The sequence below is a fragment of the Micromonospora sp. NPDC003241 genome (assembly GCF_053589795.1).
The window spans coordinates 117,188-142,901 of record NZ_JBSFSO010000005.1 but is presented as its reverse complement, the minus strand read 5'-3'; the positions used below and the strand labels follow the sequence as shown (position 1 = coordinate 142,901).

Sequence of the window (25,714 nt, the reverse complement as noted above, 5' to 3'; positions counted from 1 at the left end):
CTTCCCCATGCCCAGGTTCCAGGCGGTGCTGTTCGACTTCTTCGGCACGCTGACCCGTCCGGTCCAGCGCGGTCCCGGTCACCACGTCACCGCCCAGTTGCTCGGTTGTCCGCCGGAGACCTTCGTCGAGCTGCTCGACCGCACGTTCTACGAGCGCGCCGCCGGGCGCTTCGGCAGTGCGGAGGCGACCCTGCGCTGGTTGTGCGAGCAGGCCGGCGTACGGCCGACCGAGGAGGCGTTGCGGGCTGCGGCTGCGGCCCGGCTGGACGCCGTGCGTAGCGACACCCGGTTGCGGGACGAGGCCGTCCCGACGCTGCGCGCGTTGCGGGACCGGGGGATGCGGACCGGTGTGATCAGCGACTGTACGCACGAGCTGCCGGTGCTCCTGCCGGAGTTGGCCGTGGCGCCGCTGCTCGACGTGCGGATCTACTCGGTGCAGGTGAGGCGCTGCAAGCCGGACGCGGCGTTGTACCTGGCGGCGTGTGCGCGACTGGGCCTGCGTCCGGAGGACTGCCTGTACGTGGGCGACGGCGGCAGTCAGGAGCTGAGCGGCGCGCGGCGGGCCGGGCTGAGCGCGGCCCGGTTGGCCGCCCCGGATCTGGTCGACCATCTGGTCTTCAACGTCGACACCGAGTGGACCGGTCGGGTGCTGGGCGCCCTCGGCGAGGTAATCGACCTGGTCGAGTCGGCGGAGGGGGACCGGCGGCAGCGGGTGCCGGCCGGGCGGGCCGCACCGGTGACGGTGCCGTAGCAGGGGTGGTGCTGCGGTCAGCGCCGCCGGACGCGGTGCAGCCGGAACGGCTTGCGGACGGCACGGATGGCCGGTGAGGGTCGGGGCGGCTCGGCGAGCGAGTCGGCGGGCAGGTCGGCGCCGTGGACGGGCGTGCCGCCGGGCGTCAGCCGGAGCAGTGCGCAGTCGTCGGCGGCCCAGCGGGCGACCAGGTCACCGGTGGTGCCCGAGGCGTTCAACCGCTTGGCTCCGACCAGCGGGGCCAGGGTGTCCCACTCGTCGGTGCCGGGCCGTACCCGGGTCACCCGGGCGGGCCAGGTGACGATCGCGCCGCCGTGGTCGCCCCGGAGCGTCACCCGGGCCTCGTCGGCCTCGGCCAGTCCGGGCGCGCGCTGCTCCCCCGGGCCGCTGACCACGAACAGGGCGCTCTCCAGGGGCACGCACCACAGGGCGAGCGAGGGTCCGCCCGCCACCGCGACCCAGGCCACCGAGGCCTTCTTCATCGCCTCGTCGATAAGGGGGGTGCTGTCACGCTCGTCGGTCACCACCACATCCTCCCGTACGTGTGCCCCGGCCGGTCAGCCGACGAACGGCGGCACCAGGATCTCGCCCCGGGCCACCGGCATGACGTGGCCGGCCACGCTGGCACCCAGCGCCGTGCCACCGGCGGCGGTCACCGTGCAGCTCAGCGTCGACGGTCGGCCCATCTCGACGCCCTGCCGGACGGTGTACGACGAACGTCCCTCGCCGGGCAGCAGGCCGGTGGCGACCAGCCACACGCCGAGACCGAGTGCGGCCGAACCGGTCGCCGGGTCCTCGGGTACGCCGAGGCCGGGGACGAAGACCCGAGCCTGTGCGGTTTGCGTGTCGGCGTTCCAGGAGAAGACGCTCACGTGTTCGATTCCGTACCGCCGGGCCGCCACCGGATTGACCTCGGCCCGCGCCAGCGCGTCGGGGCGTACCGGCAGGAACGGGAACTCCAACCCGCAGCCGGCCACCCGGGGTGCCGGGCCGAGATGGTCGTCGGCGGCCAGTCCGGCCACCTCCAGCAGCGGCTCCGGGTCGAACTCGGGCCCGAGGGTGGGGGTGCCACCGGTCAGCGTGGCGCCGCCGTCGGTCACCTCGATCGGCAGGACCCCGGCGCCGCACTCCTGGCTGACCTGTCCCGTCCCGAACAGGCCGCGTCGGCTGGCGGTCACCGCCGCACCCACGCTGGGGTGGCCGGCGAACGGCAACTCCTCGGTCGGGGTGAAGATCCGGACCCGGTAGGTGGCGCCGACCTGGGTCGCGGGCAGCACGAAGACCGTCTCGGAGAGGTTGAACTCCCGGGCCAGGGCCTGCATCTGTTCGGTGGCCAGCCCGTCGGCACCGAAGACCACCGCGAGCGGGTTCCCCGCGTACGGACGATCGGTGAAGACGTCCACGATCTCGTAAGCCAAGGTCGACATGTTGGTAAAGACTAGGCCCTCCGGGCTGTCCGGAAGTGACAGCCGGGGACTGAGTTCCGCGTACGCCCTAGGCTGGTGCCCGTGAGCACGCCGACCCGGGTCTACCTCGCCCGTCTCGCCGGAGTCGCCGTTTTCGATCCCAACGGCGACCAGGTGGGCCGGGTACGCGACGCCGTGGCCCGGCTCCGCACCGGCCCACGGCCGCCCGAGGTGGTGGGCCTGGTCGCCGAGATCCCGATGCGGCGACGGATCTTCCTCTCCATCAACCGGATCATCTCGATCGACGCGGACGCGGTGGTGCTCGGCAGCGGCACGTTGAACCTGCGGCGCTTCGAGAAGCGCCCGAACGAGTTGCTGGTGCTCCAGGAGTTGCTCGACCGTCGGGTGCAGCTCGGCCCGGAGAACCGGGCGGCCACGGTGGTGGACGTGGCGATGGAGTGCAGCCGGGCCGGCGACTGGTCGCTGACCCGGGTGGCGGCCCGGGAGCAGACCGGCCGGCTGGCCCGCCGGGGCAACCTCCAGCAGGTCGAGTGGGAAAAGGTACGCGGGCTCAGCGGCCTCGCCGAGCCCGGCGGGACCGCCAACCTGCTGGCCGTGCTGGAGGACATGCGCCCGGCGGACCTGGCCAACGCGTTGCAGGATCTGCCGGACGCCCGCCGCAACGAGGTCGCGGCGGCGCTGGACGACCCGCTGCTGGCCGACGTGCTGAGCGAGCTGCCCGAGCGCGACCAGGTGGAGATCCTCACCGCGTTGGGCCGGGAGCGGGCCGCCGACGTGCTGGAGGAGATGGATCCGGACGACGCCGCCGACCTGCTGGGTGAGCTGCCGCCGCCGGAGCAGGACGTGCTGCTCGACCTGATGGAGCCGGACGAGGCCGATCCGGTCCGGCAGTTGCTCAAGTACACCCCGGGCACGGCCGGCAGCGTGATGACCTCGGAGCCGGTCATCCTGCCGCCGGACGCGACGGTGGCGGAGGCCCTGGCGCGGATCCGGGAACCGCAGCTCTCCCCGGCGGTCGCCGCGCAGGTGTTCGTGTCCCGCGCGCCGATGGCCACGCCGACCGGCCGCTACCTGGGCATGGTGCACTTCCAGCGGTTGCTCCGCGAGCCGCCGGCGGACCTGCTCGGTGGGGTGGTGGTCAACGACATCGACCCGTTGCGGCCGGCCACGCCGCTGCCGGAGATCACCCGCCGGATGGCCACCTACGACCTGGTCGCGATGCCGGTGATCGACCTGAACAACCGGCTGGTGGGTGCCGTCACGGTCGACGACGTGCTCGACCATCTGCTGCCCCCGGACTGGCGGGACCGCGACGCCGTGCCGAGCCCTCCACCGGAGGCCGCGAACGGTGCGGCGTCCGCCGACGTGAGCACGGAGCGAGTCGATGACTGAGCAGCGGCGCACCGAGCGGCTGGACCTGCCCCGGGAGCCGCGTGGCCTGAGGTTGCCCCGGGTCGACCAGGAGACCTTCGGTCGCTGGTCGGAGGGGATCGCCCGGGGCATGGGTACGGCGAACTTCATCGTCTACATGACGCTGTTCATCACCCTGTGGTTCGTCTGGAACACGCTCGCCCCGACGGCCCTGCGCTTCGACCCGTACACCTTCACCTTCCTCACCCTGGTCCTGTCGATCCAGGCGTCGTACGCGGCGCCGCTGATCCTGTTGGCGCAGAACCGGCAGGCCGACCGGGACCGGGTGGCGCTGGACGAGGACCGGCGGCGGGCGGGCATGCAGAAGGCCGACACGGAATACCTGGCCCGGGAGATCGCGGCGTTGCGGATCGCGATGGGTGAGGTGGCGACCCGGGACTTCCTCCGTTCCGAGCTGGCCCGGATGGCCGAGGAGCTGGACGAGGCGGCGCAGCGTCGTCAGCGGTTGGAGCGGCGGCTCCGGGAGGAGTCGGCGGCACGGGGCGACGACGCCGACCCGCTGGACGAGCCGCGCGACGAGATGGACGGGGACCTTCCCGGGGACGGTCGGCGCGACCGCGACACCCCGCGCCACTCCTGACCCTGGTCATCGACTGGCTCACACCGTCGCCGCTGCCACCGGTGGCGGATCACGACCGACGTAGCATTGCGGGCATGTCAGCTCCCGTCAGCACCGTCCACGACGCCGTCCAGGCCGCCCTGGCCACCGTCAACGACCCGGAGATCCGCCGGCCGATCACCGAACTCGGCATGGTCAAGTCCGCCGACATCGGCGACGACGGTGTGGTCCGGGTCGCGCTGCTGCTCACGGTGGCCGGCTGCCCGTTGAAGGACAAGCTGCGGGCGGACATCACCGCTGCGGTGAGCGCGGTGAGCGGGGTCACCGGCGTCGAGATCGACTTCGGGGTGATGAGCGCCGAGCAGCGTCAGCAGCTCCAGGCCACGCTGCGCGGCGGTGGGGCGTCCGAGGAGCCGGTCATCCCGTTCGCGCAGCCCGGCTCCCGCACCCGGGTGTACGCGGTGGCCAGCGGCAAGGGTGGCGTGGGCAAGTCCAGCGTGACGGTGAACCTGGCGGCGGCGCTGGCCGCCCGAGGGCTCTCCGTCGGCGTGGTGGACGCGGACATCTATGGACACTCGGTGCCCCGGATGCTCGGCGCGGACGGCCGCCCGACCCGGGTCGAGGACATGATCATGCCGCCGGAGTCACACGGTGTGAAGGTCATCTCGATCGGCATGTTCACCGCCGGCAATGCGGCTGTGGTGTGGCGCGGGCCGATGCTGCACCGCGCGTTGCAGCAGTTCCTCGCCGACGTGTACTGGGGCGACCTGGACGTGCTCCTGCTCGACCTGCCTCCGGGCACCGGTGACGTGGCCATCTCGCTGGCCCAGTTGCTGCCCAACGCCGAGATCCTGGTGGTCACCACGCCGCAGGCCGCTGCCGCCGAGGTGGCCGAGCGGGCCGGTGCGATCGCGTTGCAGACCCACCAGCGGGTGGTCGGTGTGATCGAGAACATGTCCTGGCTGGAACTGCCGGACGGCTCCCGGATGGAGGTCTTCGGTGCCGGCGGCGGTCAGACCGTCGCCGACTCGCTGACGCAGACCATCGGCGCGCAGGTGCCGCTGCTGGGTCAGGTGCCGCTGGACACCCGGGTGCGCGAGGCCGGCGACGAGGGGAACCCGATCGTGCTGGCCGCGCCGGACTCTCCGGCGGCGAAGGCGCTGGGCCAGGTCGCCGACCGGCTCGCACTGCGCCGGGAGTCGCTGCTGGGCAAGCCGCTCGGTCTCACGCCGGCCGGTCGCTGACCGCCAGGCGCGCCGTCAGGTGATCTCGTCGTAGCTGGCGGCGCGCGGGGCCGGCGGGGACGCCGCCGGTGCGGTGGTGCGCGCCGCCGACGGCGAGGCGGCGGGGGTACGCGGGTCGGCGGCGGTGGCGACGTCCTTGAGGTCGTTGTGCACGCCGGTGACGTCCGACCGGAGGTTGTCGTAGACACCCTGCAACGGCTTGCGGATCGCCTGCTCGTCTTCCTCGCTGAGCAGGTGCTTGCGGATGAACGCCTTGGGGTGCAGGTCCTCGAGCTGGATGTCGGTGCCGAGTTCCTTGCTGAGGTCGGTGGTGGCGTTGCGCGCCATGTTCCGCAGGTTGCGCACCATCCGCAGGCCGTCGCTGATCACCTGCGGCAGCCGGTCACCGAAGATCAGCAGCGCCAGCAGCAGCAGCGCGCCGACCTCCCACACGTTCAGGTTCTCGAACACCCCGTCCTCCTCCCCCGGCTACCGCAGCCAGAGTACGCACGTCGGGGGCCCGGCCAGAAGGGGTTCTGCGAGGTCACTTCGCATCCGCCGCCAGCGTGACCGAGGCGTTCTGCTGGTCGCTGCCCCGCCGGTACTCGACGGTCACCACCGAGCCCGGGGCGTACTTGCGGACCAGGGCGATCAGGTCGGTCGGCTCGGTCATGGGTCGGCCGTCGAGCCGCAGGATCACGTCGCCGGCCCGGAGTCCGGCGCCGGCCGCCGGCCCCGCCGGTTCCACCGCGGCGAGGCGGACACCCGAGCCGCCGGTGTTGGCGCCGGGTCCACCCACCTGAGCGCCGATCACCGTACGCCGGGCCTTGCCGGTGCCGATGATCTCCTGGGTGATCCGCTTCGCCTGGTTGATCGGGATGGCGAAGGCGAGACCGATGTTGCCGGCCTCCTGGCCGTCCGCCACCAGGGACTTGATGGTCGAGTTGACGCCGATCACCCGTCCCGCCGCGTCGACCAGCGGACCACCCGAGTTGCCGTGGTTGACGGCGGCGTCGGTCTGGATCGCGGCGTAGTAGCGCGTCGGGCCGCCCGGCTCGCCGGCCTGCATGGTCCGGTCCAGCGCGCTGACGATGCCCGAGGTGACCGTGTTCGCCAGCGACAGCGGCGAGCCGAAGGCCAGCACCGGGTCGCCGACCGCCAGGGCGTCGGAGTCGCCGAACTCGACCGGGCGCAGGCCGGTACGTGAGACCTTGATCACGGCGATGTCGGACTCCGGGTCCTGACCCACCACGGTCGCCGAGTCGGTGCTGCCGTCGTTGAAGACCACCGACGCCTTGCCGCTGCCACCGGCCACCACGTGGTCGTTGGTGATCACGTGTCCGTCGGTGCTGACGATGAAGCCGGAGCCCTCGCTGGTGCCGCCCACCCCGGCCACCCGGACGGTGACCACGCTGGGCAGGACCCGCTCGGCCACCCCGGCCAGCGACTCCGGCGGGCGCTGGGCGAGCGTGGGGGCGGTCCCGGGCGCGGCGCCGAGCACCGGCCCGGCCGCGCCGCCACGGACCGCGAAGGCGTACCCGAGGGCACCGCCGAGTGTGCCGGCGAGCAACGCGGCCAGCAGGGGCACCAGCAGCATCTGGTGCAGTTTCGGGCGCCCGGGCGCGTCCGGGTCGGTGACCCGTTCCGGCTCTGCACCGGCGACCGGTGCCGCCGGCAGCACCACCGCCGTCGGAGCGTTCGGGTCCCGCCACGGGTCGCTGAGCGCGTCGGACCACCACGGTGAGGCGCCCGGCGGGGCGCCCTCGCGTGCCGACGAGCCTGCCGGCGGAGTTCCGGGCACCGGCTGTCCCGCCGGTACGCCGCTCGCGCCGGGCTGGCGCCAGTCCCAGCCGTCGGTCACTCGGTGCCTCCCAGTCCGTCCCCCGGTGTCCCGCGATCCGGCGATCGGACGCCGCCCCGATGCCGTCGACGGGATACCGCTTCCAGGATTGCACGGATGTGCCGTATGGGGTCAGCGGTTGTCACTGCGGGTGGACGCGCGGCTGCGCCGGTGGCGGGCCGCCTCTAGAGTCACAGTGCCCACCCGCCCTGCGCATCATGCTCGCCGCCCGGAGGTGTCCCATCGCCACGGTCGCCGGTTCCGGCAGTTCGACGAACCCGGCTCTCCAGTTCGCCGAGTCGTACGTCACCGAGGATCTCGTGCTGCGTACCGCCCGCAGCCTCGCCCGGGAGGTCGGACTCGACGCGGTCACCCCGGGTGCGGGCGCCGCGTTGCGCCTGCTCGCCGCCGCCGGCAACGCACGGGCGGTGGTCGAGATCGGCACCGGCACCGGCGTCAGCGGCGTCTGGTTGCTGCGCGGGATGCGGTCCGACGGGGTACTCACGACCATCGACGTCGAGGTGGAGCACCAGCGGATCGCCCGCCGGATCTTCACCGAGGCCGGTTTCGTCGCCGGTCGGACCCGCATCATCACCGGACGCGCGCTGGACGTGCTGCCCCGGCTCGCCGACGGCGCGTACGACCTGGTCTTCGTCGACGCCGAGGCGACCGGCTTCACCGCCTGCGTGGAGGCCGCGCTGCGGCTGCTGCGGCCGGGCGGGGTGCTGGTCCTCAACGGCACGCTGGCCGGGGGCCGGATCGGTGACCCGGCCGCCCGGGACGCGGAGACGGTGACGGTACGCGAGACGATCAAGGCCATCCGCGAGTCGGAGCACTGGATCCCGGCGATGCTGCCGGTGGGGCACGGGCTGCTGGCCGCGGTGCGCTGCTGATTCGCGCGCACCGCCGCCGAGCCGTCGGTCAGGAGAGGGTCGCCAGCCAGCGCAGCAGGCCGCGTACGCCCCAGCCGGTGGCGCCCCGGGTCAGCTCCGCGTCGTCGCGGTCGCACCACGACGGCGCCGACATGTCGATGTGCAGCCACTGCTGACGCAGCTCGCCGGTGAACTCGCGCAGGTAGAGCGCGGCCAGCACCGATCCGGCCCCCTGCGTCGGTGCGCTGTGCAGGTCGGCCACGTCGCTGCCGAGGTGCTCGACGTAGTCGGCGGCCAGCGGCATCCGCCAGGCGGACTCACCGGCCGTGTCGATGGCCGCCAGCAGGTCTGCGGCCAACTGGTCGTTGTCGCTGTAGAGCGCGCCGATGCGGGTGCCGAGCGCGACCGCGTTCGCCCCGGTCAGCGTGGCCAGGTCGATCAGCAGGTCCGGTTTGAGCTCCTGCACGGCGTACGCCAGCACGTCGGCGAGGACCAGCCGGCCCTCGGCGTCGGAGTTGGTGGTCTCGCTGGTCAGGCCGCCATAGTGCCGGATGACGTCGCCGGGGCGGAACGCCGAGCCGCTGACCATGTTCTCGGCCAGCGGGGTGAGCGTGGTGATCCGGACCGGCAGCCGCAGGGCCGCCGCGCCCAGGGTGGCCGCGACGACGGCCGCCGCCCCGGCCATGTCCTTGCGCATCAGCTTCATCGCCGGCACGGGCTTGATCGAGATGCCGCCGGTGTCGAAGGTGATGCCCTTGCCGACCAGCACCACGTGGGTCCGGGCGTCGGCCGGGTGCCAGTCCATCTCGACCAGGCGGGGGCCGCTGGCCGAGCCGCCGCCCACCGCGAGGATCCCGCCGAACCCCTCGGCGGCCAACTGCTCCGGCTCGCGTACCCGTACCCGGAGTCCGGGCAGGTCGGCGGCGGCGTCGGTGACCTGGGCGGCGAACCATTCCGGGTTCTTGATCGAGGAGGGCGTGTTGGTCAGGTCCCGGGCCAGCCGGGTCATCTCGGCGGTGGTCCGGGCCGTCGCGACGGCCTGCGCGTACGCGTCGGGGTCGGTGACCGCCAGGTCGACCCCGGTCAGCGTCGGGGCGTCCGCGTCGTCGCCGAGGCGGAAGCGGTACGAGCCGAGCAGCAGGCCCTCGACCAGCCCGCGCACCGCCTCGGGCGAGACCTCCGTCGGCAACGCCACTGTGATATGAGTCTCATCTCGGGCTGCCCGGACCAGTCCGGCACCCGCCGCACGCCAGGCCGCCTCGTCCGCCTCACCCACGCCGAGCAGCAGCAGCCGGGCGGGGGTGCCACCCGGCCGCACCTGGGTGTGGACCTGACCGGGTCGACCGGTCACCCGGGCCGGCGCGACCAGCGCGGCAGCCTCGTCGGCGACCCCCGTGGGCAGCGTCGCCCCGGTGGGCACCGGCTCGGCCGACGTGTCGTCGTCGTTGCCGGGTCGGACGGGCAGGACCAGGACGTCGAGCCGGTCCGGCTCGGCGGTCAGACGGATGGCGAGCACGCGGAGCCGTACCTCCTGGGGACGATCGCGGGGCGACTGCCCGGCGAGATGGTGTGAAGGCCCTGAGCCACCGGCTCAGCCGGTGGCTCAGGGTGTGACGAACCGTCCGCGGCGGCGAGCGTCGCCGACGAACCGGCCTTCTTTCAGCCGGCGGCCGCCTTCAACGCGTCACCGAGCGCCGTCGCCTCGTCGGGAGTCATCTCGACGACGAGCCGGCCACCGCCCTCCAGCGGGACCCGCATGACGATGCCCCGGCCCTCCTTGGTGACTTCCAGCGGACCGTCGCCCGTCCGCGGCTTCATCGCCGCCATGTTGTCTCCCCTCAGACCTACACCAGGGTCGGTGGGTTGCCCCACAGCCACTTCGCCATGACCACCCGCAATGCGCACGGGAGGTGTCGACCAACGATTTTCCCTGATGAACACCGCCGGACCCAAACCGAAGCAGCATTGATGTAACAGCATCTAGCTTATCGCGAGATGGCCTGTCACAATGTGCGGTCATGCAGGCACGGTCGGCACTCTTCGACCTGTACGGCGACCACCTTCGACCCCGGGGTGGCCGCGCACCCGTTGCCGCCCTGGTGAAGCTGCTGGCGCCGCTCGGGATCGCCCCACCCGCCGTACGGACGGCGGTCTCCCGCATGGTCCGTCAGGGGTGGCTCGAACCGGTCAAACTGACCTCCGGACCGGGCTATTCGATCACACCCAAGGCGGCCCGACGGCTGGACGAGGCGGCCTCCCGGATCTACCGCACCGGTCGGGTCACCTGGGACGGCCGGTTCGACCTGTTGGTGCTCGACGCGCCGACGGCCCGACGTGACCGCCAGCGCCTCGCCGCCAACCTGCGGTATCTCGGCTACGGCACGCTCGACGAACAGACCTGGGTGGCCACCCGCCCGGCCGAGGACGTCGACCTGCTGCTCAGCGAGGCGGGCGTCCGGTTCGAGCGGTTCAGCGCGGCGCACGCCGCCGGCACGCCGGGCGCGATGGGCCTGGTCCGCCGGGCCTGGGACCTCGCCGAGATCGGCCGGGCGTACGAGCAGTTCGTCACCGAGCAGCGCAACCTCTTGAGCGGAGTCTCCGCACGTAGCGGCGACGAGGAGGCGTACGCGGCCCGGTTCCGGCTGGTGCACGCGTGGCGTACCTTCCTGTTCCGGGACCCGCAGCTACCGCCGGCGCTGCTTCCCGAACGCTGGCCCGGCACCGCCGCGGCCGGCTTCTTCGACCGGCACGCGGCCCGGCTCCGGCCGGCCGCCGACCGGTACGTCGAACAGTGCCTCGACGGAGGACACCGGATCGCCCGACAGAAGGGTCGCCACACGTGACAGAGCCGCTACTCGTCGACCGCACCGACGCCGTCGCCACGCTCACCCTGAACCGCCCGACGGCGATGAACGCGCTCGACGTGGCGCTCAAGGAGGCGCTCCGGGACACGCTCGCCGAGCTGGAGGCCGACCGCGGCGTCCGCGCGGTGGTGCTCGCCGGTGCCGGCGGGAACTTCTGCGCCGGCCAGGACCTGCGCGAGCACGTCACCACCCTCCAGGAGGGCGCGGGTCGGCCGTTGGACACCGTGGCGCTGCACTACAACCCGATCGCCACCCGGCTCGCCAACCTGACCAAGCCGGTCGTGGCGGCGGTACGCGGCATGGCCGCCGGCGCGGGCGCCTCGCTGACGTTCCTCGCCGACTTCCGCGTCGGCGGGCCGTCGACCAGCTTCCTGATGGCGTTCGCCAAGGTCGGGCTCGCCGCCGACACCGGCGCGTCCTGGACGCTGCCCCGGCTGGTCGGCCACGCCAAGGCCGTCGAGCTGCTGATGCTGGCCGAGCCGGTACGCGCCGACGAGGCTGCCCGGCTGGGCCTGCTCACCCGGCTGCTGGACGACGACGAGCAGGTGCTCCCCACCGCCCAGGAACTCGCCACCCGACTCGCCGCCGGCCCGACCGTGGCCTACGGGGCGATCAAGCGTCAGCTCTCCGTCGCCGACGCCGGCACGCTGGCCGACGCCTTGGCCGCCGAGGCGAAGGCGCAGGCGATCTGCGGCGGCACCGCCGACCACCGGGCGGCCACCGTGGCCTTCGTCAACAAGCAGAAGCCGGTCTTCGAGGGACGCTGACCCGGACGGGTCAGTCGTCCTCCTCCGGGTCCTGGTTCGCCTCGGCGCCCAGCACGAAGGCCTGCATGGCCAACTCGTCGCCGGAGGGCGAGACGAAGGCGGGCAGCTCCCGGGGGCCCAACTCCTGCACGTACGCCCAGAACAGCCGGACCGCCTCGGCCGGCGAGTCGGCCTCGATCGGCAGGTCCAGGCTGACCAGCCAGGTACGCCGCTGCGGCGCCGGGCCGAGCCGGTCGGCCAACTCGCGGAAGGTCACCGGGTCGAGCGGGGTGACCGGCCCGTCGAGGGCCAGCGTCTCCGCCGGCACCGGCTCGTCGAAGGCCCGCCGGGTGTACGTGACCACCAGCGCGTCGGGCCCCCGGTCGGACTGCGGGTCCTCCGGGTCGTCGGGAGCGTGCCCGGTCGGCACGGCGACCCGGCCCAGCGCCACCAGCCGGGGCGGCTCGTCGGCCAGCACCGCGATCTGATCGCCGGGGCCGGGCAGGCGGCGGTCGTCCAGGCCGGTCAGCTCCAGCGTGTCGTGGTGCACGAGCCGCTCGGCGTCGTACCTGCCGGGCGGCAGCAGCACCGCCCAGGCTCCGGTGCCCTCCGCGTGGCTCACGCCGTTGCGCCGGTGCGCGGTGTCGGTCGTCATGTCCTCATCTCATCACGTTCGCCCGGGTCGCCACGACGTGGCAGCCCGCCAGGTGATCGTCGACCATCCCGGTCGCCTGCATCAGCGCGTACGCCGTGGTCGGGCCGACGAACCGGAAGCCGCGCCGCTTGAGCGCCTTGGCCATCGCGGCGGAGGCGTCGGTCGACGCCGGCACCCCGGTCAGCGCGGTGGGGCGGTCTCGGTCGGCGGCCGGCGCGAACGACCAGAGCAGCGCCGACAGCCCCTCCGGCAGCTCCAACGCGGCCCGCGCGTTCGCGATCGCCGCCTCGATCTTGGCGCGGTTGCGGACGATGCCCGCGTCGGCCATCAGCCGCGTGACGTCGGCCTCGCCGTAGCCGGCCACCGCCTCGATCCGGAAGTCGGCGAAGGCCGCCCGGAACGCCGGACGCTTGCGCAGAATCGTCAACCAGGACAGCCCGGACTGGAACGCCTCCAGCGTCATCCGCTCGTAGAGCGCGTCGTCGCCGTGCAGCGGGCGGCCCCACTCCGTGTCGTGGTAGACCGCGTAGTCGGGTGTACTCGCCCCCCAGGCGCAGCGGGCCAGCCCGTCGGCACCGATCACCAGTTCAGTCACGGCCCCGAGGCTACGTCGCGGGTGTGACCGTCGCGGCCCGGAGGATCGGCCGCAGCGAGGTGCTGATCGACCCTCGGGGGCAGGTAGCACATGTGCTACAGTGCCCGTATGCATGAGGTGGGGTTGCGGGAGATGCGGCAGAACGCCAGCGACCTGGTACGTCGGGCGCAGGCGGGCGAACGTGTGACGATCACCGTCGCTGGCCGACCGGCAGCCGTGCTCGGCCCCGTCAGTCCTCGCACCTGGCGCGAGTGGGACGACCTTGCCGGCGTGTTCGACCAGCCCACGGACCCAGGGTGGGCGGGCGATCGGGACCTGCTCGACGACGCCATCACCGATCCGTGGGTCGAGAGGTGAGTCGCGGCATCCTCGACACCAGCATCCTTATCGCCACCGACGTAACCCCGATTCCCGGCGAGCTGGCCATCAGCGTCGCCAGCCTCGCCGAACTCCAATTCGGTGTCCTGGTCGCGAAAACCGCCGAGGCGAGGGCACTCCGGTTGGCACGGCTGAGCACCATCCAACGTCGATTCGATCCACTTCCCATCGACGAAGTGGTCGCCGACAGCTACGCACGGTTGGCCGCACGCGTCGTCGAGACCGGCCGCCAACCGCGAGCCAGGGTGATGGACCTGCTGATCGCGGCAACTGCGCACGCCCATGACGCCGCCGTGTACACCCGCAACGCCGAAGATCTCGCAGGTCTCGAAGACCTCATCACGATCCACAAGATCTGATCTACACACCGCCCACTGGCAAGGAAGCTCGTGGTGCGCGCGGGTCTGCTCAGTTCGGAACAGATTGAGCGCCCACTGCGCCGCCAGACATCGCGAGGCGGTTCAGCGATCGGGGGTGCACCGGGGTCAGGGCAGGCGGCCCTGCTCGACCTGGCGGGCGAACCGGCGCAGCGCCTGGGTGAGGCTGAACTTCGAGCCGGGCCAGAGCACCGGCCAGGCCGCCCTCCCGGCGGTGCCGCCGGGCAGGTGGAACCACTCGTGCCAGACCACCTGGGTACGCCCGCCCGCCAACGGGGTGCAGCGCAGCACGCCGGGCCCGCGCAGCAGGGTGCCGCAGTGCACCACACCGATCTCGTACGGCGCGTCCACCCGGACGACCCGCATCTTGTCCCGCAGCACCGCCGGGCCGAGCGCGGTGACCGCCTCGACCAGGCTGCCCTCGCCGCCGTCGCCCTCGACCACCCGCACTCTGGTGAACGGGATCCAGTCGGACTGCCGTTCCCAGGCGAGCAGGGCCGCGAAGACCTTCTCGGCGGGAGCATCGACGATCACGGTCGCGGTGACCTCACCGGCGCCCGGCTGGGCCGCCTGGCGCAGATCGTCCTGCCCCTCCGGATCGCTCACGCCGACTCCGAGCGGACCACCGGCCCGCGCGGCTCGGCCTCCGACGCGTCGTCGTCCGACGTGCGGTCTGTTGCCCCGGCGGGTCCGGCGCCCTGCCGATCATCGGCCGCCGTGGCGCCTTGGACGCCGGTCGGCGCGGTCGCCGCGCTCTGGCCACCACTGGTCGCGGCGTCGCCCTGGCCGCCCGCCGGGGCGGTCGTCGCCGGGGCGGTCGTCGGCGCGTCCTTGGCAGTCGGCAGGTCCTTGGCGGTCGTCGCGGCAGACGCGGCGGTACCGGACGTGGCCGAACTGGACGGGGCAGCGGTGCCAGCGGGCGAGGAGGCGTTCGCCGGAGTAGCGGAGAGATCCGGTTCCGCCGGGGTGACGGTGATGTCGGAGACCGACGGGGTGGAGGGGTCGGGTGCGGGCGGGGTGACGTCGGGGGCCGGGCCGGTGGCCAGGCCCACGGACTGCTCGCGGGCGCGCTGCAGGGCGTCGGCCTCGGCCGTCCGCCCGTCGCGCAACGCGGTCACCTCTGCCTCCAGCACCCCGATCAGCTCGGTCTTGTAGCCGATGTCGTACGCCGCCCGGCGCAGCGCCTGGTCGACCTGGGCCATTCGATATCCACGCAGGGCGGTGTCGAAACGCACTTCGCCCACGTCCGACTCGCGCAGCGGACGGTCGCCGGGCAGCGGCACCGCCCGCCCGTCCGCCTCGACCGGCACCAGGCCGGGATCCCGGCCGGTGACCAGCACCGTGACCCCGAACACCACCGCCGCGACGGCGACCGCCACGACCAGCAGGAGCAGAAGCTGACCCATACCACTGATCGTGGCATGTCGACGGCCCCGGAGCGACCCCACCCGGCGCGCCGTACCGGACGGTGCCCGTGACCTGGCGCGGGATAGCGTCGTGGTCGGCGGCCGGGTGAGCGGCCGGCGGCGTACGGCGATGGAGGAGGCGGCGTGGCCGGGGAGCTGCGGCTCGGTGGACGGACGTTCGGTCCCGACGAGCTGGTGGTGATGGCGATCGTCAACCGCACTCCGGACTCCTTCTTCGACCGGGGCGCGACGTACGAGGCGGACAGCGCGCTGCGGGCGGTGGCCCGCGCCGTGGACGAGGGCGCGCAGATCGTCGACATCGGTGGGGTGAAGGCCGGGCCGGGTGCCGAGGTGGACGTGGCCGAGGAGATCCGACGGACGGTGGACACCATCGCCGCCGTCCGGGCCGCCTTCCCGGACGTGGTGATCTCCATCGACACGTGGCGGGCCGAGGTGGCGGTGGAGGCGGTGGCCGCCGGTGCGGACCTGCTCAATGACACCTGGTCGGGTGCGGACCCGGCGCTGGCCCGGGTCGCCGCGCGGACCGGGGCCGGGCTGGTCTGCTCGCACGCCGGAGGACTGAGCCCACGGACCAGGCCGCACCGGGCGGCCTTCGACGACGTGGTGGCCGACGTGGTGACGACGGTGACCGGGCTCGCCGAGCGGGCGGTGTCCCTCGGGGTACGCCCCGACGGGATCCTCATCGACCCGGCGCACGACTTCGGCAAGAACACCCGGCACTCGTTGGAGATCACCAGGCGGCTCGGTGAGCTGGCCGACACCGGGTGGCCGTTGCTGGTGGCCCTGTCGAACAAGGACTTCGTCGGCGAGACGTTGGACCTGCCGGTCGCCGAGCGGCTGGAGGGGACGCTCGCCGCCACGACGGTCTCCGCGTGGCTGGGCGCCCGGGTCTTCCGGGCCCATCAGGTCCGCCAGACCCGCCGCGTGCTGGACATGGTGGCGTCCATCCGGGGCACCCGCCCGCCCACGGTGACCCGGCGCGGGCTGGCCTGACCGGGGTCAGGTCCAGTCGAGGATCCGGCGACGCCAGGCGTACAGCAGGCCGAGCGCGAGGATGGCCACGAAGATCGCCATCTCCACGACCGTGACCAGGCCGAAGCCGGGCCGGTCGAAGACCACCGCCCAGGGGAAGAGGAACACCGCCTCGACCGCGAACAGCACGTACAGGTAGGCGTAGACGTAGTAGCGGATCTGCATCTGCGCCCAGTCGCCGCCGACGGGGTCGACACCGCACTCGTAGTTGGCCCGCTTGCCGGGCGGGTCCGCCGGGCGGGCCGGGCGCAGCACCCGGTTGGCCGAGAAGGCGACGACGAGGAAGAGGACGCCGGCGAGCAGCAACAGCCCGAGCGTCGCGTACGAGCCCAGGTAACCGGTCACGATCGCTCAGCCTACCGGCGGAAACCGTCGGCGGGTCGGGTCAATCCCTGGCGGTCCGCCCGGATTGGGCGGTGATCTGGATTACGGCGTGCCGGGCGAAACCCCCCAAGGGGCCGCATAGACCCCCACAATCCAGTCCCAGTCGGCGGACCTCCGGGGCAGGCGGAGCCTCGATCCGACGTAGGCTCTGGGTGAGGAATGACAGGCGGGCCGGACCTTTCGCGGACGGCCGGTGCAGCGGCGCGTCAAGGAGGTCTCGTGGCCGGGCAAGGCGAGGTCACCATCCAGTTCAGCCGAGCGGGCCACGCACGACGGAGCGGGGTGCGGCCGTGAGCAAGCAGATCCGCCAGCTGGAGCGGGTGGTCATCCGGTTCGCCGGTGACTCCGGCGACGGCATGCAGCTGACCGGCGACCGGTTCACCTCCGAGACCGCGCAACTGGGCAACGACATCTCCACGCTGCCCAACTTCCCGGCCGAGATCCGGGCACCCGCCGGCACCCTGCCGGGTGTGTCGAGCTTCCAGGTGCACTTCGCCGAGTACGACATCCTCACGCCCGGCGACGCGCCGAACGTGCTGGTGGCGATGAACCCGGCGGCCCTCAAGGCCAACCTCGCCGACCTGCCGCGCGGGGCCGACATCATCGTCAACACCGACGAGTTCACCAAGCGCAACCTGGCCAAGGTCGGGTACGCCAGCAGCCCGCTCGACGACGACAGCCTCGACGCGTACGCGGTGCACCCGGTGGCGCTGACCTCGATGACGATCGGTGCGCTGGCCGAGCAGGACGTGTCCAAGAAGGACGCCGAGCGGGCCAAGAACATGTTCGCTCTCGGGCTGCTGAGCTGGATGTACTCCCGCCCGTACGAGTCGACGCTGCGGTTCCTGGAGCGCAAGTTCGCCAAGCGCCCGGAGCTGGTCGCCGCCAACATCGCCGCCTTCAAGGCGGGCTGGAACTTCGGCGAGACCACCGAGGACTTCGCCGTCCGGTACGAGGTCAAGCCGGCCAAGATGCCGTCCGGGACGTACCGCAACATCACCGGCAACGCCGCGCTCTCGCTCGGTCTCGTCGCCGCCGGGGTCCGCTCCGGCCTGCCGGTGTTCCTCGGGGCGTATCCGATCACCCCGGCCTCGGACATCCTGCACGAGCTGAGCAAGCACAAGCGGTTCGGCGTCACCACCATGCAGGCCGAGGACGAGATCGCCGCGATCGGGGCGGCGCTGGGCGCCTCGTACGGCGGCGCGCTCGGGGTCACCACCACCAGCGGTCCCGGCGTCGCGTTGAAGGGCGAGACGATCTCGCTCGCGGTGGCGTTGGAGCTGCCGCTGGTCATCGTCGACGTGCAGCGGGCCGGGCCGTCCACGGGTATGCCGACCAAGACCGAGCAGGCCGACCTGAACATGGCGCTGTTCGGGCGGCACGGCGAGGCGCCGGTGGCGGTGATCGCGCCGAAGTCCCCGTCGGACTGCTTCCACGCGGCGCTGGAGGCGGCGCGGATCGCGCTGACCTACCGCACCCCGGTGATCCTGCTGTCGGACAACTACGTCGCCAACGGCTCCGAGCCGTGGCTGCTGCCCGAGGTGGAGTCCCTGCCCGACCTGCGGGTCGAGTTCGCCACCGCGCCGAACGGCGAGGACGGCACCACCTTCCTGCCCTACCTCCGCGATCCGCAGACGCTGGCCCGTCCGTGGGCGGTGCCCGGCACCCCGGGCCTGGAGCACCGGATCGGCGGTCTGGAGAAGGCCGACAAGACCGGCGACATCTCGTACGACCCGACGAACCACGACTTCATGGTGCGGACCCGGGCGGCCCGGATCGAGACCATCCCGGTGCCGGACATCGAGGTCGAGGACCCGGACGGCGACGCCCGGGTGCTGGTGCTCGGCTGGGGCTCCACGTACGGCCCGATCGGTGCCGCCTGCCGGGCGCTGCGCCAGCGCGGGCTGCCGGTGGCCCAGGCGCACCTGCGCCACCTCGCGCCGATGCCGGCGAACCTGGGCACGGTGCTCGGTGCGTACGACCGGGTGGTCATCCCCGAGATGAACCTCGGCCAGCTCGCCCACGTGATCCGGGCCCGCTACCTGGTCGACGCGATCGGCTACAACCAGGTCCGCGGCCTGCCGTTCACCGCCGCCGAGCTGGAGTCGATGCTGGAAGAGGTCCTGAAGAATGTCTGAGCCCGTCGCTCTGAAGCTCACCGCCAAGGACTTCAAGTCCGACCAGGAGGTGCGCTGGTGCCCCGGCTGCGGTGACTACGCGATCCTCGCGGCCGTCCAGCAGTTCATGCCGGAGCTGAACATCCCCCGGGAGAACATCGTCTTCGTCTCGGGCATCGGCTGCTCGTCGCGCTTCCCGTACTACATGAACACCTACGGGATGCACTCGATCCACGGGCGTGCCCCGGCGATCGCCAGCGGCCTGTCGGTCTCCCGTCCGGACCTGTCGGTCTGGGTGGTCACCGGTGACGGTGACGCGCTCTCCATCGGCGGCAACCATCTGATCCACGCGCTGCGCCGCAACGTCAACCTCAAGATCCTGCTGTTCAACAACCGGATCTACGGTCTGACCAAGGGCCAGTACTCGCCGACCTCCGAGGTCGGCAAGATCACGAAGTCGACGCCGGTCGGGTCGGCGGATGCGCCGTTCAACCCGCTGTCGCTGGCGCTCGGTGCGGAGGCCACCTTCGTCGGCCGCACCATCGACTCGGACCGCAAGCATCTCCAGTCGGTGCTGCGCGCGGCGGCCGAGCACGAGGGTTCGGCCTTCGTGGAGATCTACCAGAACTGCAACATCTTCAACGACGGTGCGTTCGAGCAGCTCAAGGACCCGGGCGTCCGGGACGACCACCTGATCCGGCTGGAGCACGGTCAGCCGATCACGTTCGGCAGGGACGGGCAGTTCTGCGTGGTGCACCCGCCGCGCGGCTTCGGCCTGGAGGTCCGCGAGACCGCGTCCACCCCGGCGGAGGACATCGTGGTGCACGACGCCACGGTCGACGACCCGGCGTACGCCTTCGCGCTGTCCCGGCTGCCCGGCTTCGACCTGCGCAACACCCCGATCGGGGTGTTCCGGTCGGTGCGCCGGCCGTCGTACGACAGCGTGGTCCAGGGGCAGGTGGCCGAGGCCCAGGCCAAGGTCACCGAGACGCCGGAGCAGCAGCTCGCCGGCCTGCTGGGCAGCGGCGACACCTGGACGATTCTCTGAGCCACCGGATCATCCGCAACGGCCGGGCCGCCCCCTGACGGGGCGGCCCGGCCGTTTTCCGTACCAGGTCAGACCGTGGCCGGCACCCAGAGTTCGTCGATGCTCCGCTCGGCCACCGTGAGGCTCTCCTCGTGCAGCGGGATCAGCTCGGACAAGGCCGGGACGCTCGGCGCCAGGGTCAGCTCGCAACCGATGAACCTCGGCTCCAGGCCGGTCATCGACAGGCCGTGCGGCAGCCAGGGCGCGGCGTGGTCCCAGCCCTCGCGTGGGGTGCCGGAGCCGTAGCCGCCGCCCCGGGAGGCCAGCACGATGAACTCCCGGTCGCCGAGCAGCCCCGCGCCGGTGGCCGGGTCGTACGACAGGCCGGGCGCGATCAGCAGGTCCACCCAGGTCTTCACGCTGCTCGGCGCGCCGTAGTTGTAGAGCGGCAGGCCGAGCAGCACGGTGTCGGCGGCCTTCACCTCGTCGATCACCTGCTCGATCAGCTCCCAGGTGCGGCGCTGCTCCGGGGTGCGCTGGTCGGGCGGCGTACTGCGGGCCGTCTCGGCCGCCTCGTCGAGGTGCGGCAGCGGCTCCTTACCGAGGTTGCGGTAGGTGATCGTGCCGCCCGGGTGTGCGGCCTGCCACGCGGCGGCGGCGCGGGCGGTGAGCCGGCGGCTGACCGACTGCTCTCCCCGGATGCTCGAGTCGATGTGCAACAGGTGCGGCATTGGCTAACCCCTCACAGATGGTTTGTGTAGCGCCAACTATTTATAGCAGGCCAATGTTTCGCGGTGGAGGTAAACTCGGTCACATGACTGCCGGGCCGGCTGAGCACAGGGAGCGCCGTTCCGGCGCCCTGCTCGAATTCCTGGCCCGCCGGATGCGGCTGCGCTCGGAGTCGGTGCTGGCACCGCTCGGTCTGCGCCCCCGGCACCTGGTCGCGCTCACCGTGCTGCGGGAGGCCGGCGACATGAGTCAGCAGGCGCTCGCGAGCAGCCTGCAGCTCGACGGCACGAACGTGGTGGGGCTGCTCAACGACCTGGAGACGGCGGAGCTCGTCGAGCGACGCCGCTCCCCCGAGGACCGCCGCCGACACGTGGTCAGCCTCACCGACACCGGGACGAAACGGCTCAACGAGGCCGAGTGCGCCCTGGCCGGCGCCGAGGACGACGTGCTCGCCTCACTCGATCCCGCCGAGCGGGACACCCTCTACGACCTGCTGCGGCGGGCCAGCAGCGGGGCACCGGCGACCTGCACGGAGGCCATCCAGGACGACCCCGACGTGCTCTGCTGACTCCTACCGACCGCGACTGCGGGTCAGGGCAGGGTGGTGGCGGTGGGCCGGTCGTCGCGTACGTGGACCAGCATGTCGCCGGTCTCGACCACCGCGCCCGCCTGGTCCGCCAGCGTGACCACCTTGCCGCGCCGGACCAGGGCGATCACCAGGGACTCCAGCTCGCGCGGATTCCGGCCCACCTCGTTCCGCTCCGCCGAGCGCATGGCCAGCGCCATCCCCTGACCGGGGGTCAGCAGATCCTCCACCACGTCGATCAGCGGCGGCGCGGAGGTCGACAGGCCCAGCAGACGCCCGGCGGTCGCCGACGAGACGATCACGTGGTGTGCGCCGCTCTGCTTGAGCAGCGGCGCGTTCTCCGCCTCCCGCGCGGCGGCGATGATCCGCACCTGTCCGGCGGTGAGCTGCCGTACGGTCAGCGCCACCAGCACCGACGCGTCGTCGCTGTCGGTCGCGATGATCACCGCCTTGGCGGTCCGTACGTGCGCCTGGTTGAGCACCGAGGAGCGGGTGGCGGAGCCCTCGATGGCGACCAGCCCGTTCGAGGTGGCCTGCCGCAGCGCCGCGCCGTTGCGCTCCACCACGACGATCCGGGACTTCTCGAACCCGTTCTCCAGCAGCGCCGAGACCGCGCTACGGCCCTTGGTGCCGTAGCCGCAGATGATGACGTGATCCTTCACTTTTCTCTCCCACCGGTGCAGGCGGCGGCCGGTCCGGTACTGCTCGGTCAGGACTTCCAGGGTGGTGCCGACCAGGATGATCAGGAACAGCACCCGGGCCGGCGTGATGAACAGGACGTTGATCAGCCGCGCCGAGTCGCTGACCGGGGTGATGTCGCCGTACCCGGTGGTGGAGAGCGAGACGACCACGTAGTAGAAGCAGTCAAGGAGCGTGATGCCGTCCTCGTTGACGTCCCGGTACCCGTCGCGGTCGAGGTAGACCACCGTGACCACCGCGAGCACCAGTCCGACGGCGGCGGCCAGCCGCATACTCAACGCGCTGAGCGGGCCTCGCCGCTGCGCGGGAAAGTGGATCACCGCGGGGCCTGGCCCGACTCGGTCGACTGCACGCCCACAAGATAGCCCCTGCCCGCCGATCCGCACGGCGGGGTGGCGGAGCGAGGGGCGGCGCGGCGGGCGTCGGCCCGGCATGATGGGTACGGTCAGCGCAGACCGGCGAAAGTGAGGCCCACGCATGACGTTGCTGCGACGGGTGATCGGTGCGGTGCTGCGCCGCCAGCGCCAACGACAGCACCGCACGCTACGCGAGGTGGCCGAGGCCGCCGGCGTGTCGGTGCCCTATCTCTCCGAGGTCGAGCGGGGGCGAAAGGAAGCCTCCTCCGAGGTGCTCGGCGCCGTCTCCCGGGCGCTCGGCCTCCCCCTGTCCGACCTGCTCGGAGAGGTACGCGACGAGTTGCGCCGGGTCGAGCGGCCGGCCTCGACCACTCCCCAGGGCAGTTACGTCCCGGCCGTCCGGGGTGGCAACCCCACCGCCTCCGTCCCGCGCGGCACGGACGGCTTCGCCCACCCGGTCGCGCAGTTCGGCGGCATCGGTTTCGGCAGCAGCCTGGTCGACGCCGTGTCACTCGGCAGCGGCCAGGCCGGCGGGTCCCGGGGCGGCGGTGGGACGGCGGCGGTCGGAGGGTTCACGCACCTGGCCGGCGAGTTCGGTACCGGTGGTGCCGCCGCTGGTGGTGTCGGTGCCGGACCAGGCGACGGCTTCGGATTCGGCTTCGGCGGCGGTCTTCGCATCATCGTCTTCGGCGACACCGCAGAGGTCGGCGCGGGTGACGACGGTCCCGACCAGGCCACATCCGAACCGGCCGGACGTCACCTGCAACCACTGTCGAGCTGATCCGCCCACGCCCTCAACGGCGTTTGCGTGGCACTCACGAGGTCGGCGAGGGTACGCGCCGGGGACATGGTTGGTCCGTTCTGCCGTGGGCGGATCTGCCCGGGGCAGAAGTGCTGGGGACCAGCCACCCGACCGGCGCACGCTGGACGGGCCGGTTCCCGAGCGGCGGAGGTCGCCCACCGGCGGGTGGAGGTGGACGAGATGGTCACGATGCTGGACGACGGTCAGCGGACCTTCGGCGACCAGGTGTACGAGCGGCTGTTACGGGAGCGGATCGTCTTCCTCGGCAGCGAGGTGACCGACGAGGTCGCCAACCGGATCAACGCCCAGATCCTGCTGCTCGCGGCGGAGGATCCGGACCGGGACATCCACCTGTACATCAACTCGCCGGGCGGCTCGGTGAGTGCGGGACTGGCGATCTACGACACGATGCGCTTCGTCCGTAACGACGTGGCGACGCTGGCGCTGGGCCTGGCCGCCTCGATGGGCCAGTTCCTGCTCTGCGCGGGTGCCGCCGGCAAGCGGTACGCGCTGCCGCACACCCGGGTGGTGATGCACCAGCCGCACGGCGGCTTCGGTGGCACGGTCAGCGACATCACCATCCAGGCGGAGAACATGCTGCACGTCAAGCGGACCATGCTGGAGTTGATCGCCCAGCACAGCGGACACCCGCTGGACGAGGTCCAACGCGACTGGGACCGGGACCGCTGGTTCACCGCCGACGAGGCCCGCGAGTACGGCCTGATCGACCAGGTGGTCCGCGCCGCGACCGACCTCCCGACGCCCCTGACCGCAGGCTAGCGGCCACGCCGACCGCCGGGCCGAGCGCGCAGGGCCACGCGGACCGGCGGTCGGAGCCGCCAGCGACCACCGTCCCGCGAGCCCGACCCGAGGGGCACGCCGACCGGCGGGCCGGAAAGGGTGGCTACGCCTGCTGGCGGGCGTCGTAGCGGGCGCGGGCGGCCTCCACCTCGGCGAGGTGGTCCGTCGCCCAGGCTTCCAGGCCGGCGACCAGTGACCGCAGGTCGTGCCCCAGGTCGGTGAGCTCGTAGTCGACGCGGGGCGGGACGGTGGCGTGCACGGTGCGGGTGACCAGGCCGTCGCGTTCCAGGCCACGCAGGGTCTGGGTGAGCATCTTCTGGCTCACCCCGTCGATCCGCTGGGCCAGCTCGCCGTACCGTTTGGGGCTGTTCGCGAGGGTCAGCACCACCAGGACGCTCCACCGGTCCCCGATCCGGTCGAGGACCTGTCGGCTGCCGCACTTCCGGTCGTACAGGTCGGGTTCCACGCTATTACTCTCCATCAGGATGTGGCGCACTTCAAGGTGCCTACTCTCCAACGGGAAGTGAAGGCCCGATGTTCCGGTTGCCTCCGACGTCAGGCAGTTTCCGTGGAGGGAGCAGTACCCATGTCCATCGTCGTCACCGGTGCCACCGGGCACCTCGGCCGGCTCATCGTCACCTCGTTGCTGGATCGGGGCGTACCGGCCGGGCAGATCGTGGCGCTCGGCCGGGACACCGGCCGCCTCGCCGACCTGGCCGGGCGGGGCGTCACCGTCCGGCAGGCCGACTACGACGACCCCGAGTCGCTGCGGACCGCGTTCGCCGGAGCCGAGAAGCTGATGTTCGTCTCCGGCAGCGAGGTGGGCCGGCGGGTGGCGCAGCACCGCAACGTGGTCGCCGCCGCCACGGAGGCCGGCGTCGGGCTGGTCGTCTACACCAGCATCCCGAAGGCCGACACGTCCAGCCTGATCCTCGCCACCGAGCACCGCGCCACCGAGCAGGAGATCGTCGCCTCCGGGCTGCCGTACGTCCTGCTGCGCAACAGCTGGTACCTGGAGAACTATCTCCCGCAGCTCCCGACGTACCTGGAGCACGGGGTCGCGGGTGCGGCGGGTGACGGCCGGATCAGCGCCGCCGCCCGCGCGGACTTCGCGGAGGCCGCCGCCGTGGTGCTGACCGGCGAGGGGCACACCAACCGGGTGTACGAGCTGGGCGGTCCGGCGTTCACCCTGGGCCAGCTTGCCGCCGAGGTGTCCCGGCAGAGCGGCCGGGAGGTGGGCTACCTGGACCTGCCGGTGGAGAAGTACGTGGAGGTGCTGGTCGGTGCCGGGCTGCCGCAGGGGTACGCGGAGGTGCTGGCCGACGCCGACCGGGGTGCCGCCGAGGGTGAGCTGTACGTCGAGGGCGACGACCTGGCCACGCTGATCGGACGGCCGCCGGTGACCCTCGCCGAGGCGATCCGCACCGCGCTCTGACCACGGACGGCCCGTCGCCCTTGGTGGCGGCGGGCCGTTGTCCTTGGTGTGGGGCGTTGTCCTGGGTGGCGGGCCTCCGTCCGCGGTGACGTGGGCTCGTCGCCGGTGGCGGACGGGGCGTTGTCACAGGGGCGGGTTAGCGTCGCGGCATGACGCAGGCAACGGGGGAACGAGTGACGTCGGGTCGGACGGTGGCGCAGAAGATGGGCGTCAAGCCGGGCAGCCGGGCCTATCTGGACGCGGCGCCCACCTCAGCGGTCGAGGCGCTGCGGCTGCCCGAACTGGACGTCACCGACACGCTGACCGGGGAGTTCGACTACCTGCACCTCTTCGTCACCACGCAGGAGGAGATGCGGCACCGTTTCCCGGTGCTGCGGGAGCACCTGCGCAGGGGCGGGATGCTCTGGCTCTCCTGGCCGAAGGGCGGCCGGCTCGGCTCCGACCTGGAGCTCAAGAGCGTGATCCGGATCGGCTACGACTTCGGGCTGGTCGAGAGCACCTGCCTGCGGGTGGACGAGGTGTGGGCGGGCCTGAAGTTCACCCACCCCAAGCCGGGCAAGGTCTACCGCAACAGCTACGGCACCCTGCCCGGCTCCTAACG

30 protein-coding genes and 1 pseudogene are annotated in these 25,714 nt (G+C 72.3%); 17 read left to right on the top strand and 14 right to left on the bottom strand.

The window, feature by feature from the left end; translation table 11 throughout:
* Nucleotides 1-7 precede the first annotated feature (7 nt).
* Nucleotides 8-751: an HAD family hydrolase gene (locus ACWDVW_RS06200; RefSeq protein WP_449945443.1), complete on the top strand. Its 744-nt coding sequence runs from the start codon at nucleotides 8-10 to the stop codon at nucleotides 749-751.
* A 17-nt stretch (nucleotides 752-768) separates the two neighbouring features.
* On the opposite strand, the gene ACWDVW_RS06195 is transcribed toward ACWDVW_RS06200, so the two are convergent.
* Both ACWDVW_RS06195 and ACWDVW_RS06190 read right to left on the bottom strand, forming a co-directional pair.
* On the bottom strand, nucleotides 769-1,233 hold the full coding sequence (locus tag ACWDVW_RS06195; protein WP_449945592.1) for a hypothetical protein: 465 nt from the start codon (nucleotides 1,231-1,233) through the stop codon (nucleotides 769-771).
* A 75-nt stretch (nucleotides 1,234-1,308) separates the two neighbouring features.
* The gene (locus tag ACWDVW_RS06190; RefSeq protein ID WP_449945442.1) at nucleotides 1,309-2,178 is read right to left on the bottom strand and encodes a PhzF family phenazine biosynthesis protein; all 870 of its coding nucleotides are present in this window, start codon (nucleotides 2,176-2,178) and stop codon (nucleotides 1,309-1,311) included.
* Nucleotides 2,179-2,259: 81 nt separating this feature from the next.
* Here ACWDVW_RS06190 and ACWDVW_RS06185 point away from each other — a divergent pair, with 81 nt between their 5' ends.
* The 3 genes from ACWDVW_RS06185 (at nucleotide 2,260) to ACWDVW_RS06175 (ending at nucleotide 5,412) form a co-directional block, all read left to right on the top strand.
* Entirely contained in the window at nucleotides 2,260-3,570 is a 1,311-nt protein-coding gene (locus ACWDVW_RS06185; RefSeq protein ID WP_449945440.1) for a magnesium transporter MgtE N-terminal domain-containing protein, read from the top strand.
* Nucleotides 3,563-4,189, top strand: coding sequence for a DUF1003 domain-containing protein (locus ACWDVW_RS06180; protein WP_449945438.1), 627 nt, complete (start codon nucleotides 3,563-3,565; stop codon nucleotides 4,187-4,189). The genes ACWDVW_RS06185 and ACWDVW_RS06180 overlap by 8 nt, the downstream gene beginning before the upstream one ends.
* Nucleotides 4,190-4,263: 74 nt before the next feature.
* Nucleotides 4,264-5,412, top strand: coding sequence for an Mrp/NBP35 family ATP-binding protein (locus ACWDVW_RS06175; RefSeq protein WP_449945436.1), 1,149 nt, complete (start codon nucleotides 4,264-4,266; stop codon nucleotides 5,410-5,412).
* Between the two features lie 15 nt (nucleotides 5,413-5,427).
* On the opposite strand, the gene ACWDVW_RS06170 is transcribed toward ACWDVW_RS06175, so the two are convergent.
* Together ACWDVW_RS06170 and ACWDVW_RS06165 are read right to left on the bottom strand one after the other, a co-directional pair.
* The gene (locus ACWDVW_RS06170; protein WP_449945435.1) at nucleotides 5,428-5,862 is read right to left on the bottom strand and encodes a preprotein translocase subunit TatB; all 435 of its coding nucleotides are present in this window, start codon (nucleotides 5,860-5,862) and stop codon (nucleotides 5,428-5,430) included.
* Between the two features lie 73 nt (nucleotides 5,863-5,935).
* Nucleotides 5,936-7,192 carry a S1C family serine protease gene (locus ACWDVW_RS06165; protein ID WP_449945591.1) on the bottom strand — a complete coding sequence of 419 codons (1,257 nt, stop codon included), beginning with the start codon at nucleotides 7,190-7,192 and terminating at the stop codon, nucleotides 5,936-5,938.
* A gap of 257 nt (nucleotides 7,193-7,449) precedes the next feature.
* Between ACWDVW_RS06165 and ACWDVW_RS06160 the strand changes: the two genes are divergently transcribed.
* Nucleotides 7,450-8,124, top strand: a complete 675-nt coding sequence (locus tag ACWDVW_RS06160; protein ID WP_449945434.1) for an O-methyltransferase — start codon at nucleotides 7,450-7,452, stop codon at nucleotides 8,122-8,124.
* Nucleotides 8,125-8,152: 28 nt separating this feature from the next.
* Here the strand turns inward: ACWDVW_RS06160 and ACWDVW_RS06155 are convergent, their stop codons facing one another.
* On the bottom strand, nucleotides 8,153-9,619 hold the full coding sequence (locus ACWDVW_RS06155) for a leucyl aminopeptidase family protein (RefSeq protein WP_449945433.1): 1,467 nt from the start codon (nucleotides 9,617-9,619) through the stop codon (nucleotides 8,153-8,155).
* Between the two features lie 143 nt (nucleotides 9,620-9,762).
* Nucleotides 9,763-9,930, bottom strand: a complete 168-nt coding sequence (locus ACWDVW_RS06150; protein WP_013283866.1) for a DUF3117 domain-containing protein — start codon at nucleotides 9,928-9,930, stop codon at nucleotides 9,763-9,765.
* A gap of 191 nt (nucleotides 9,931-10,121) precedes the next feature.
* Between ACWDVW_RS06150 and ACWDVW_RS06145 the strand changes: the two genes are divergently transcribed.
* Both ACWDVW_RS06145 and ACWDVW_RS06140 read left to right on the top strand, forming a co-directional pair.
* Nucleotides 10,122-10,946 (top strand): PaaX family transcriptional regulator, encoded by an 825-nt coding sequence (locus ACWDVW_RS06145; RefSeq protein WP_449945432.1) that lies wholly within the window; start codon nucleotides 10,122-10,124, stop codon nucleotides 10,944-10,946.
* Complete coding sequence (locus tag ACWDVW_RS06140; RefSeq protein WP_449945431.1) at nucleotides 10,943-11,734, top strand: enoyl-CoA hydratase/isomerase family protein; 792 nt, start codon at nucleotides 10,943-10,945, stop codon at nucleotides 11,732-11,734. Before ACWDVW_RS06145 ends, ACWDVW_RS06140 begins: the two co-directional genes overlap by 4 nt.
* Before the next feature lie 10 nt (nucleotides 11,735-11,744).
* Here the strand turns inward: ACWDVW_RS06140 and ACWDVW_RS06135 are convergent, their stop codons facing one another.
* Both ACWDVW_RS06135 and ACWDVW_RS06130 read right to left on the bottom strand, forming a co-directional pair.
* Complete coding sequence (locus ACWDVW_RS06135; RefSeq protein WP_449945430.1) at nucleotides 11,745-12,368, bottom strand: hypothetical protein; 624 nt, start codon at nucleotides 12,366-12,368, stop codon at nucleotides 11,745-11,747.
* A 4-nt stretch (nucleotides 12,369-12,372) separates the two neighbouring features.
* On the bottom strand, nucleotides 12,373-12,963 hold the full coding sequence (locus ACWDVW_RS06130; protein ID WP_449945429.1) for a DNA-3-methyladenine glycosylase I: 591 nt from the start codon (nucleotides 12,961-12,963) through the stop codon (nucleotides 12,373-12,375).
* A gap of 108 nt (nucleotides 12,964-13,071) precedes the next feature.
* Here ACWDVW_RS06130 and ACWDVW_RS06125 point away from each other — a divergent pair, with 108 nt between their 5' ends.
* Both ACWDVW_RS06125 and ACWDVW_RS06120 read left to right on the top strand, forming a co-directional pair.
* On the top strand, nucleotides 13,072-13,320 hold the full coding sequence (locus tag ACWDVW_RS06125) for a type II toxin-antitoxin system Phd/YefM family antitoxin (protein ID WP_131056284.1): 249 nt from the start codon (nucleotides 13,072-13,074) through the stop codon (nucleotides 13,318-13,320).
* On the top strand, nucleotides 13,317-13,700 hold the full coding sequence (locus tag ACWDVW_RS06120; RefSeq protein WP_449945427.1) for a PIN domain-containing protein: 384 nt from the start codon (nucleotides 13,317-13,319) through the stop codon (nucleotides 13,698-13,700). Before ACWDVW_RS06125 ends, ACWDVW_RS06120 begins: the two co-directional genes overlap by 4 nt.
* Before the next feature lie 126 nt (nucleotides 13,701-13,826).
* Here the strand turns inward: ACWDVW_RS06120 and ACWDVW_RS06115 are convergent, their stop codons facing one another.
* Both ACWDVW_RS06115 and ACWDVW_RS06110 read right to left on the bottom strand, forming a co-directional pair.
* Nucleotides 13,827-14,324, bottom strand: a complete 498-nt coding sequence (locus ACWDVW_RS06115; RefSeq protein WP_449945425.1) for an SRPBCC family protein — start codon at nucleotides 14,322-14,324, stop codon at nucleotides 13,827-13,829.
* 439 nt (nucleotides 14,325-14,763) lie between these two features.
* Nucleotides 14,764-15,124, bottom strand: a pseudogene (locus ACWDVW_RS06110) (DivIVA domain-containing protein); the annotation flags it as partial.
* A gap of 144 nt (nucleotides 15,125-15,268) precedes the next feature.
* On the opposite strand from ACWDVW_RS06110, the gene folP reads away from it, so the two are divergent.
* Nucleotides 15,269-16,138, top strand: coding sequence for a dihydropteroate synthase (folP, locus tag ACWDVW_RS06105; protein ID WP_449945423.1), 870 nt, complete (start codon nucleotides 15,269-15,271; stop codon nucleotides 16,136-16,138).
* Nucleotides 16,139-16,144: 6 nt separating this feature from the next.
* Here folP and ACWDVW_RS06100 read toward each other — a convergent pair whose 3' ends face one another.
* A complete protein-coding gene (locus ACWDVW_RS06100) occupies nucleotides 16,145-16,522 on the bottom strand; it encodes an NADH-quinone oxidoreductase subunit A (protein WP_396740900.1) in 378 nt (125 codons plus the stop codon).
* A gap of 329 nt (nucleotides 16,523-16,851) precedes the next feature.
* Between ACWDVW_RS06100 and ACWDVW_RS06095 the strand changes: the two genes are divergently transcribed.
* Complete coding sequence (locus ACWDVW_RS06095; protein ID WP_449945421.1) at nucleotides 16,852-18,699, top strand: 2-oxoacid:acceptor oxidoreductase subunit alpha; 1,848 nt, start codon at nucleotides 16,852-16,854, stop codon at nucleotides 18,697-18,699.
* Nucleotides 18,692-19,726 (top strand): 2-oxoacid:ferredoxin oxidoreductase subunit beta, encoded by a 1,035-nt coding sequence (locus tag ACWDVW_RS06090; RefSeq protein WP_449945420.1) that lies wholly within the window; start codon nucleotides 18,692-18,694, stop codon nucleotides 19,724-19,726. Before ACWDVW_RS06095 ends, ACWDVW_RS06090 begins: the two co-directional genes overlap by 8 nt.
* 68 nt (nucleotides 19,727-19,794) lie before the next feature.
* On the opposite strand, the gene ACWDVW_RS06085 is transcribed toward ACWDVW_RS06090, so the two are convergent.
* A complete protein-coding gene (locus tag ACWDVW_RS06085) occupies nucleotides 19,795-20,436 on the bottom strand; it encodes an FMN-dependent NADH-azoreductase (RefSeq protein WP_449945419.1) in 642 nt (213 codons plus the stop codon).
* A gap of 83 nt (nucleotides 20,437-20,519) precedes the next feature.
* Between ACWDVW_RS06085 and ACWDVW_RS06080 the strand changes: the two genes are divergently transcribed.
* Complete coding sequence (locus ACWDVW_RS06080) at nucleotides 20,520-21,002, top strand: MarR family winged helix-turn-helix transcriptional regulator (protein ID WP_449945418.1); 483 nt, start codon at nucleotides 20,520-20,522, stop codon at nucleotides 21,000-21,002.
* A gap of 23 nt (nucleotides 21,003-21,025) precedes the next feature.
* Here the strand turns inward: ACWDVW_RS06080 and ACWDVW_RS06075 are convergent, their stop codons facing one another.
* Nucleotides 21,026-22,039, bottom strand: a complete 1,014-nt coding sequence (locus ACWDVW_RS06075; protein WP_449945417.1) for a potassium channel family protein — start codon at nucleotides 22,037-22,039, stop codon at nucleotides 21,026-21,028.
* A gap of 157 nt (nucleotides 22,040-22,196) precedes the next feature.
* On the opposite strand from ACWDVW_RS06075, the gene ACWDVW_RS06070 reads away from it, so the two are divergent.
* Nucleotides 22,197-22,856 (top strand): helix-turn-helix domain-containing protein, encoded by a 660-nt coding sequence (locus tag ACWDVW_RS06070; RefSeq protein WP_449945415.1) that lies wholly within the window; start codon nucleotides 22,197-22,199, stop codon nucleotides 22,854-22,856.
* 201 nt (nucleotides 22,857-23,057) lie between these two features.
* Nucleotides 23,058-23,657 (top strand): ClpP family protease, encoded by a 600-nt coding sequence (locus ACWDVW_RS06065; RefSeq protein WP_449945413.1) that lies wholly within the window; start codon nucleotides 23,058-23,060, stop codon nucleotides 23,655-23,657.
* 124 nt (nucleotides 23,658-23,781) lie between these two features.
* Here the strand turns inward: ACWDVW_RS06065 and ACWDVW_RS06060 are convergent, their stop codons facing one another.
* Nucleotides 23,782-24,159 (bottom strand): winged helix-turn-helix transcriptional regulator, encoded by a 378-nt coding sequence (locus ACWDVW_RS06060; RefSeq protein WP_449945412.1) that lies wholly within the window; start codon nucleotides 24,157-24,159, stop codon nucleotides 23,782-23,784.
* 105 nt (nucleotides 24,160-24,264) lie between these two features.
* Here ACWDVW_RS06060 and ACWDVW_RS06055 point away from each other — a divergent pair, with 105 nt between their 5' ends.
* Together ACWDVW_RS06055 and ACWDVW_RS06050 are read left to right on the top strand one after the other, a co-directional pair.
* Nucleotides 24,265-25,113 carry an SDR family oxidoreductase gene (locus ACWDVW_RS06055; RefSeq protein ID WP_449945410.1) on the top strand — a complete coding sequence of 283 codons (849 nt, stop codon included), beginning with the start codon at nucleotides 24,265-24,267 and terminating at the stop codon, nucleotides 25,111-25,113.
* 149 nt (nucleotides 25,114-25,262) lie between these two features.
* The gene (locus ACWDVW_RS06050; protein ID WP_449945409.1) at nucleotides 25,263-25,712 is read left to right on the top strand and encodes a hypothetical protein; all 450 of its coding nucleotides are present in this window, start codon (nucleotides 25,263-25,265) and stop codon (nucleotides 25,710-25,712) included.
* Nucleotides 25,713-25,714: the final 2 nt, after the last annotated feature.

Bases quoted from the DNA above. Each gene is read 5' to 3' on its own strand.
- ACWDVW_RS06200 (WP_449945443.1), top strand. From the start codon at position 8: ATGCCCAGGTTCCAGGCGGTGCTGTTCGACTTCTTCGGCACGCTGACC.
- ACWDVW_RS06195 (WP_449945592.1), bottom strand. From the start codon at position 1,233: ATGAAGAAGGCCTCGGTGGCCTGGGTCGCGGTGGCGGGCGGACCCTCG.
- ACWDVW_RS06190 (WP_449945442.1), bottom strand. From the start codon at position 2,178: ATGTCGACCTTGGCTTACGAGATCGTGGACGTCTTCACCGATCGTCCG.
- ACWDVW_RS06180 (WP_449945438.1), top strand. From the start codon at position 3,563: ATGACTGAGCAGCGGCGCACCGAGCGGCTGGACCTGCCCCGGGAGCCG.
- ACWDVW_RS06175 (WP_449945436.1), top strand. From the start codon at position 4,264: ATGTCAGCTCCCGTCAGCACCGTCCACGACGCCGTCCAGGCCGCCCTG.
- ACWDVW_RS06160 (WP_449945434.1), top strand. From the start codon at position 7,450: ATGCTCGCCGCCCGGAGGTGTCCCATCGCCACGGTCGCCGGTTCCGGC.
- ACWDVW_RS06150 (WP_013283866.1), bottom strand. From the start codon at position 9,930: ATGGCGGCGATGAAGCCGCGGACGGGCGACGGTCCGCTGGAAGTCACC.
- ACWDVW_RS06145 (WP_449945432.1), top strand. From the start codon at position 10,122: ATGCAGGCACGGTCGGCACTCTTCGACCTGTACGGCGACCACCTTCGA.
- ACWDVW_RS06135 (WP_449945430.1), bottom strand. From the start codon at position 12,368: ATGACGACCGACACCGCGCACCGGCGCAACGGCGTGAGCCACGCGGAG.
- ACWDVW_RS06125 (WP_131056284.1), top strand. From the start codon at position 13,072: ATGCATGAGGTGGGGTTGCGGGAGATGCGGCAGAACGCCAGCGACCTG.
- ACWDVW_RS06090 (WP_449945420.1), top strand. From the start codon at position 18,692: ATGTCTGAGCCCGTCGCTCTGAAGCTCACCGCCAAGGACTTCAAGTCC.
- ACWDVW_RS06085 (WP_449945419.1), bottom strand. From the start codon at position 20,436: ATGCCGCACCTGTTGCACATCGACTCGAGCATCCGGGGAGAGCAGTCG.
- ACWDVW_RS06080 (WP_449945418.1), top strand. From the start codon at position 20,520: ATGACTGCCGGGCCGGCTGAGCACAGGGAGCGCCGTTCCGGCGCCCTG.
- ACWDVW_RS06070 (WP_449945415.1), top strand. From the start codon at position 22,197: ATGACGTTGCTGCGACGGGTGATCGGTGCGGTGCTGCGCCGCCAGCGC.
- ACWDVW_RS06065 (WP_449945413.1), top strand. From the start codon at position 23,058: ATGGTCACGATGCTGGACGACGGTCAGCGGACCTTCGGCGACCAGGTG.
- ACWDVW_RS06060 (WP_449945412.1), bottom strand. From the start codon at position 24,159: ATGGAGAGTAATAGCGTGGAACCCGACCTGTACGACCGGAAGTGCGGC.
- ACWDVW_RS06055 (WP_449945410.1), top strand. From the start codon at position 24,265: ATGTCCATCGTCGTCACCGGTGCCACCGGGCACCTCGGCCGGCTCATC.
- ACWDVW_RS06050 (WP_449945409.1), top strand. From the start codon at position 25,263: ATGACGCAGGCAACGGGGGAACGAGTGACGTCGGGTCGGACGGTGGCG.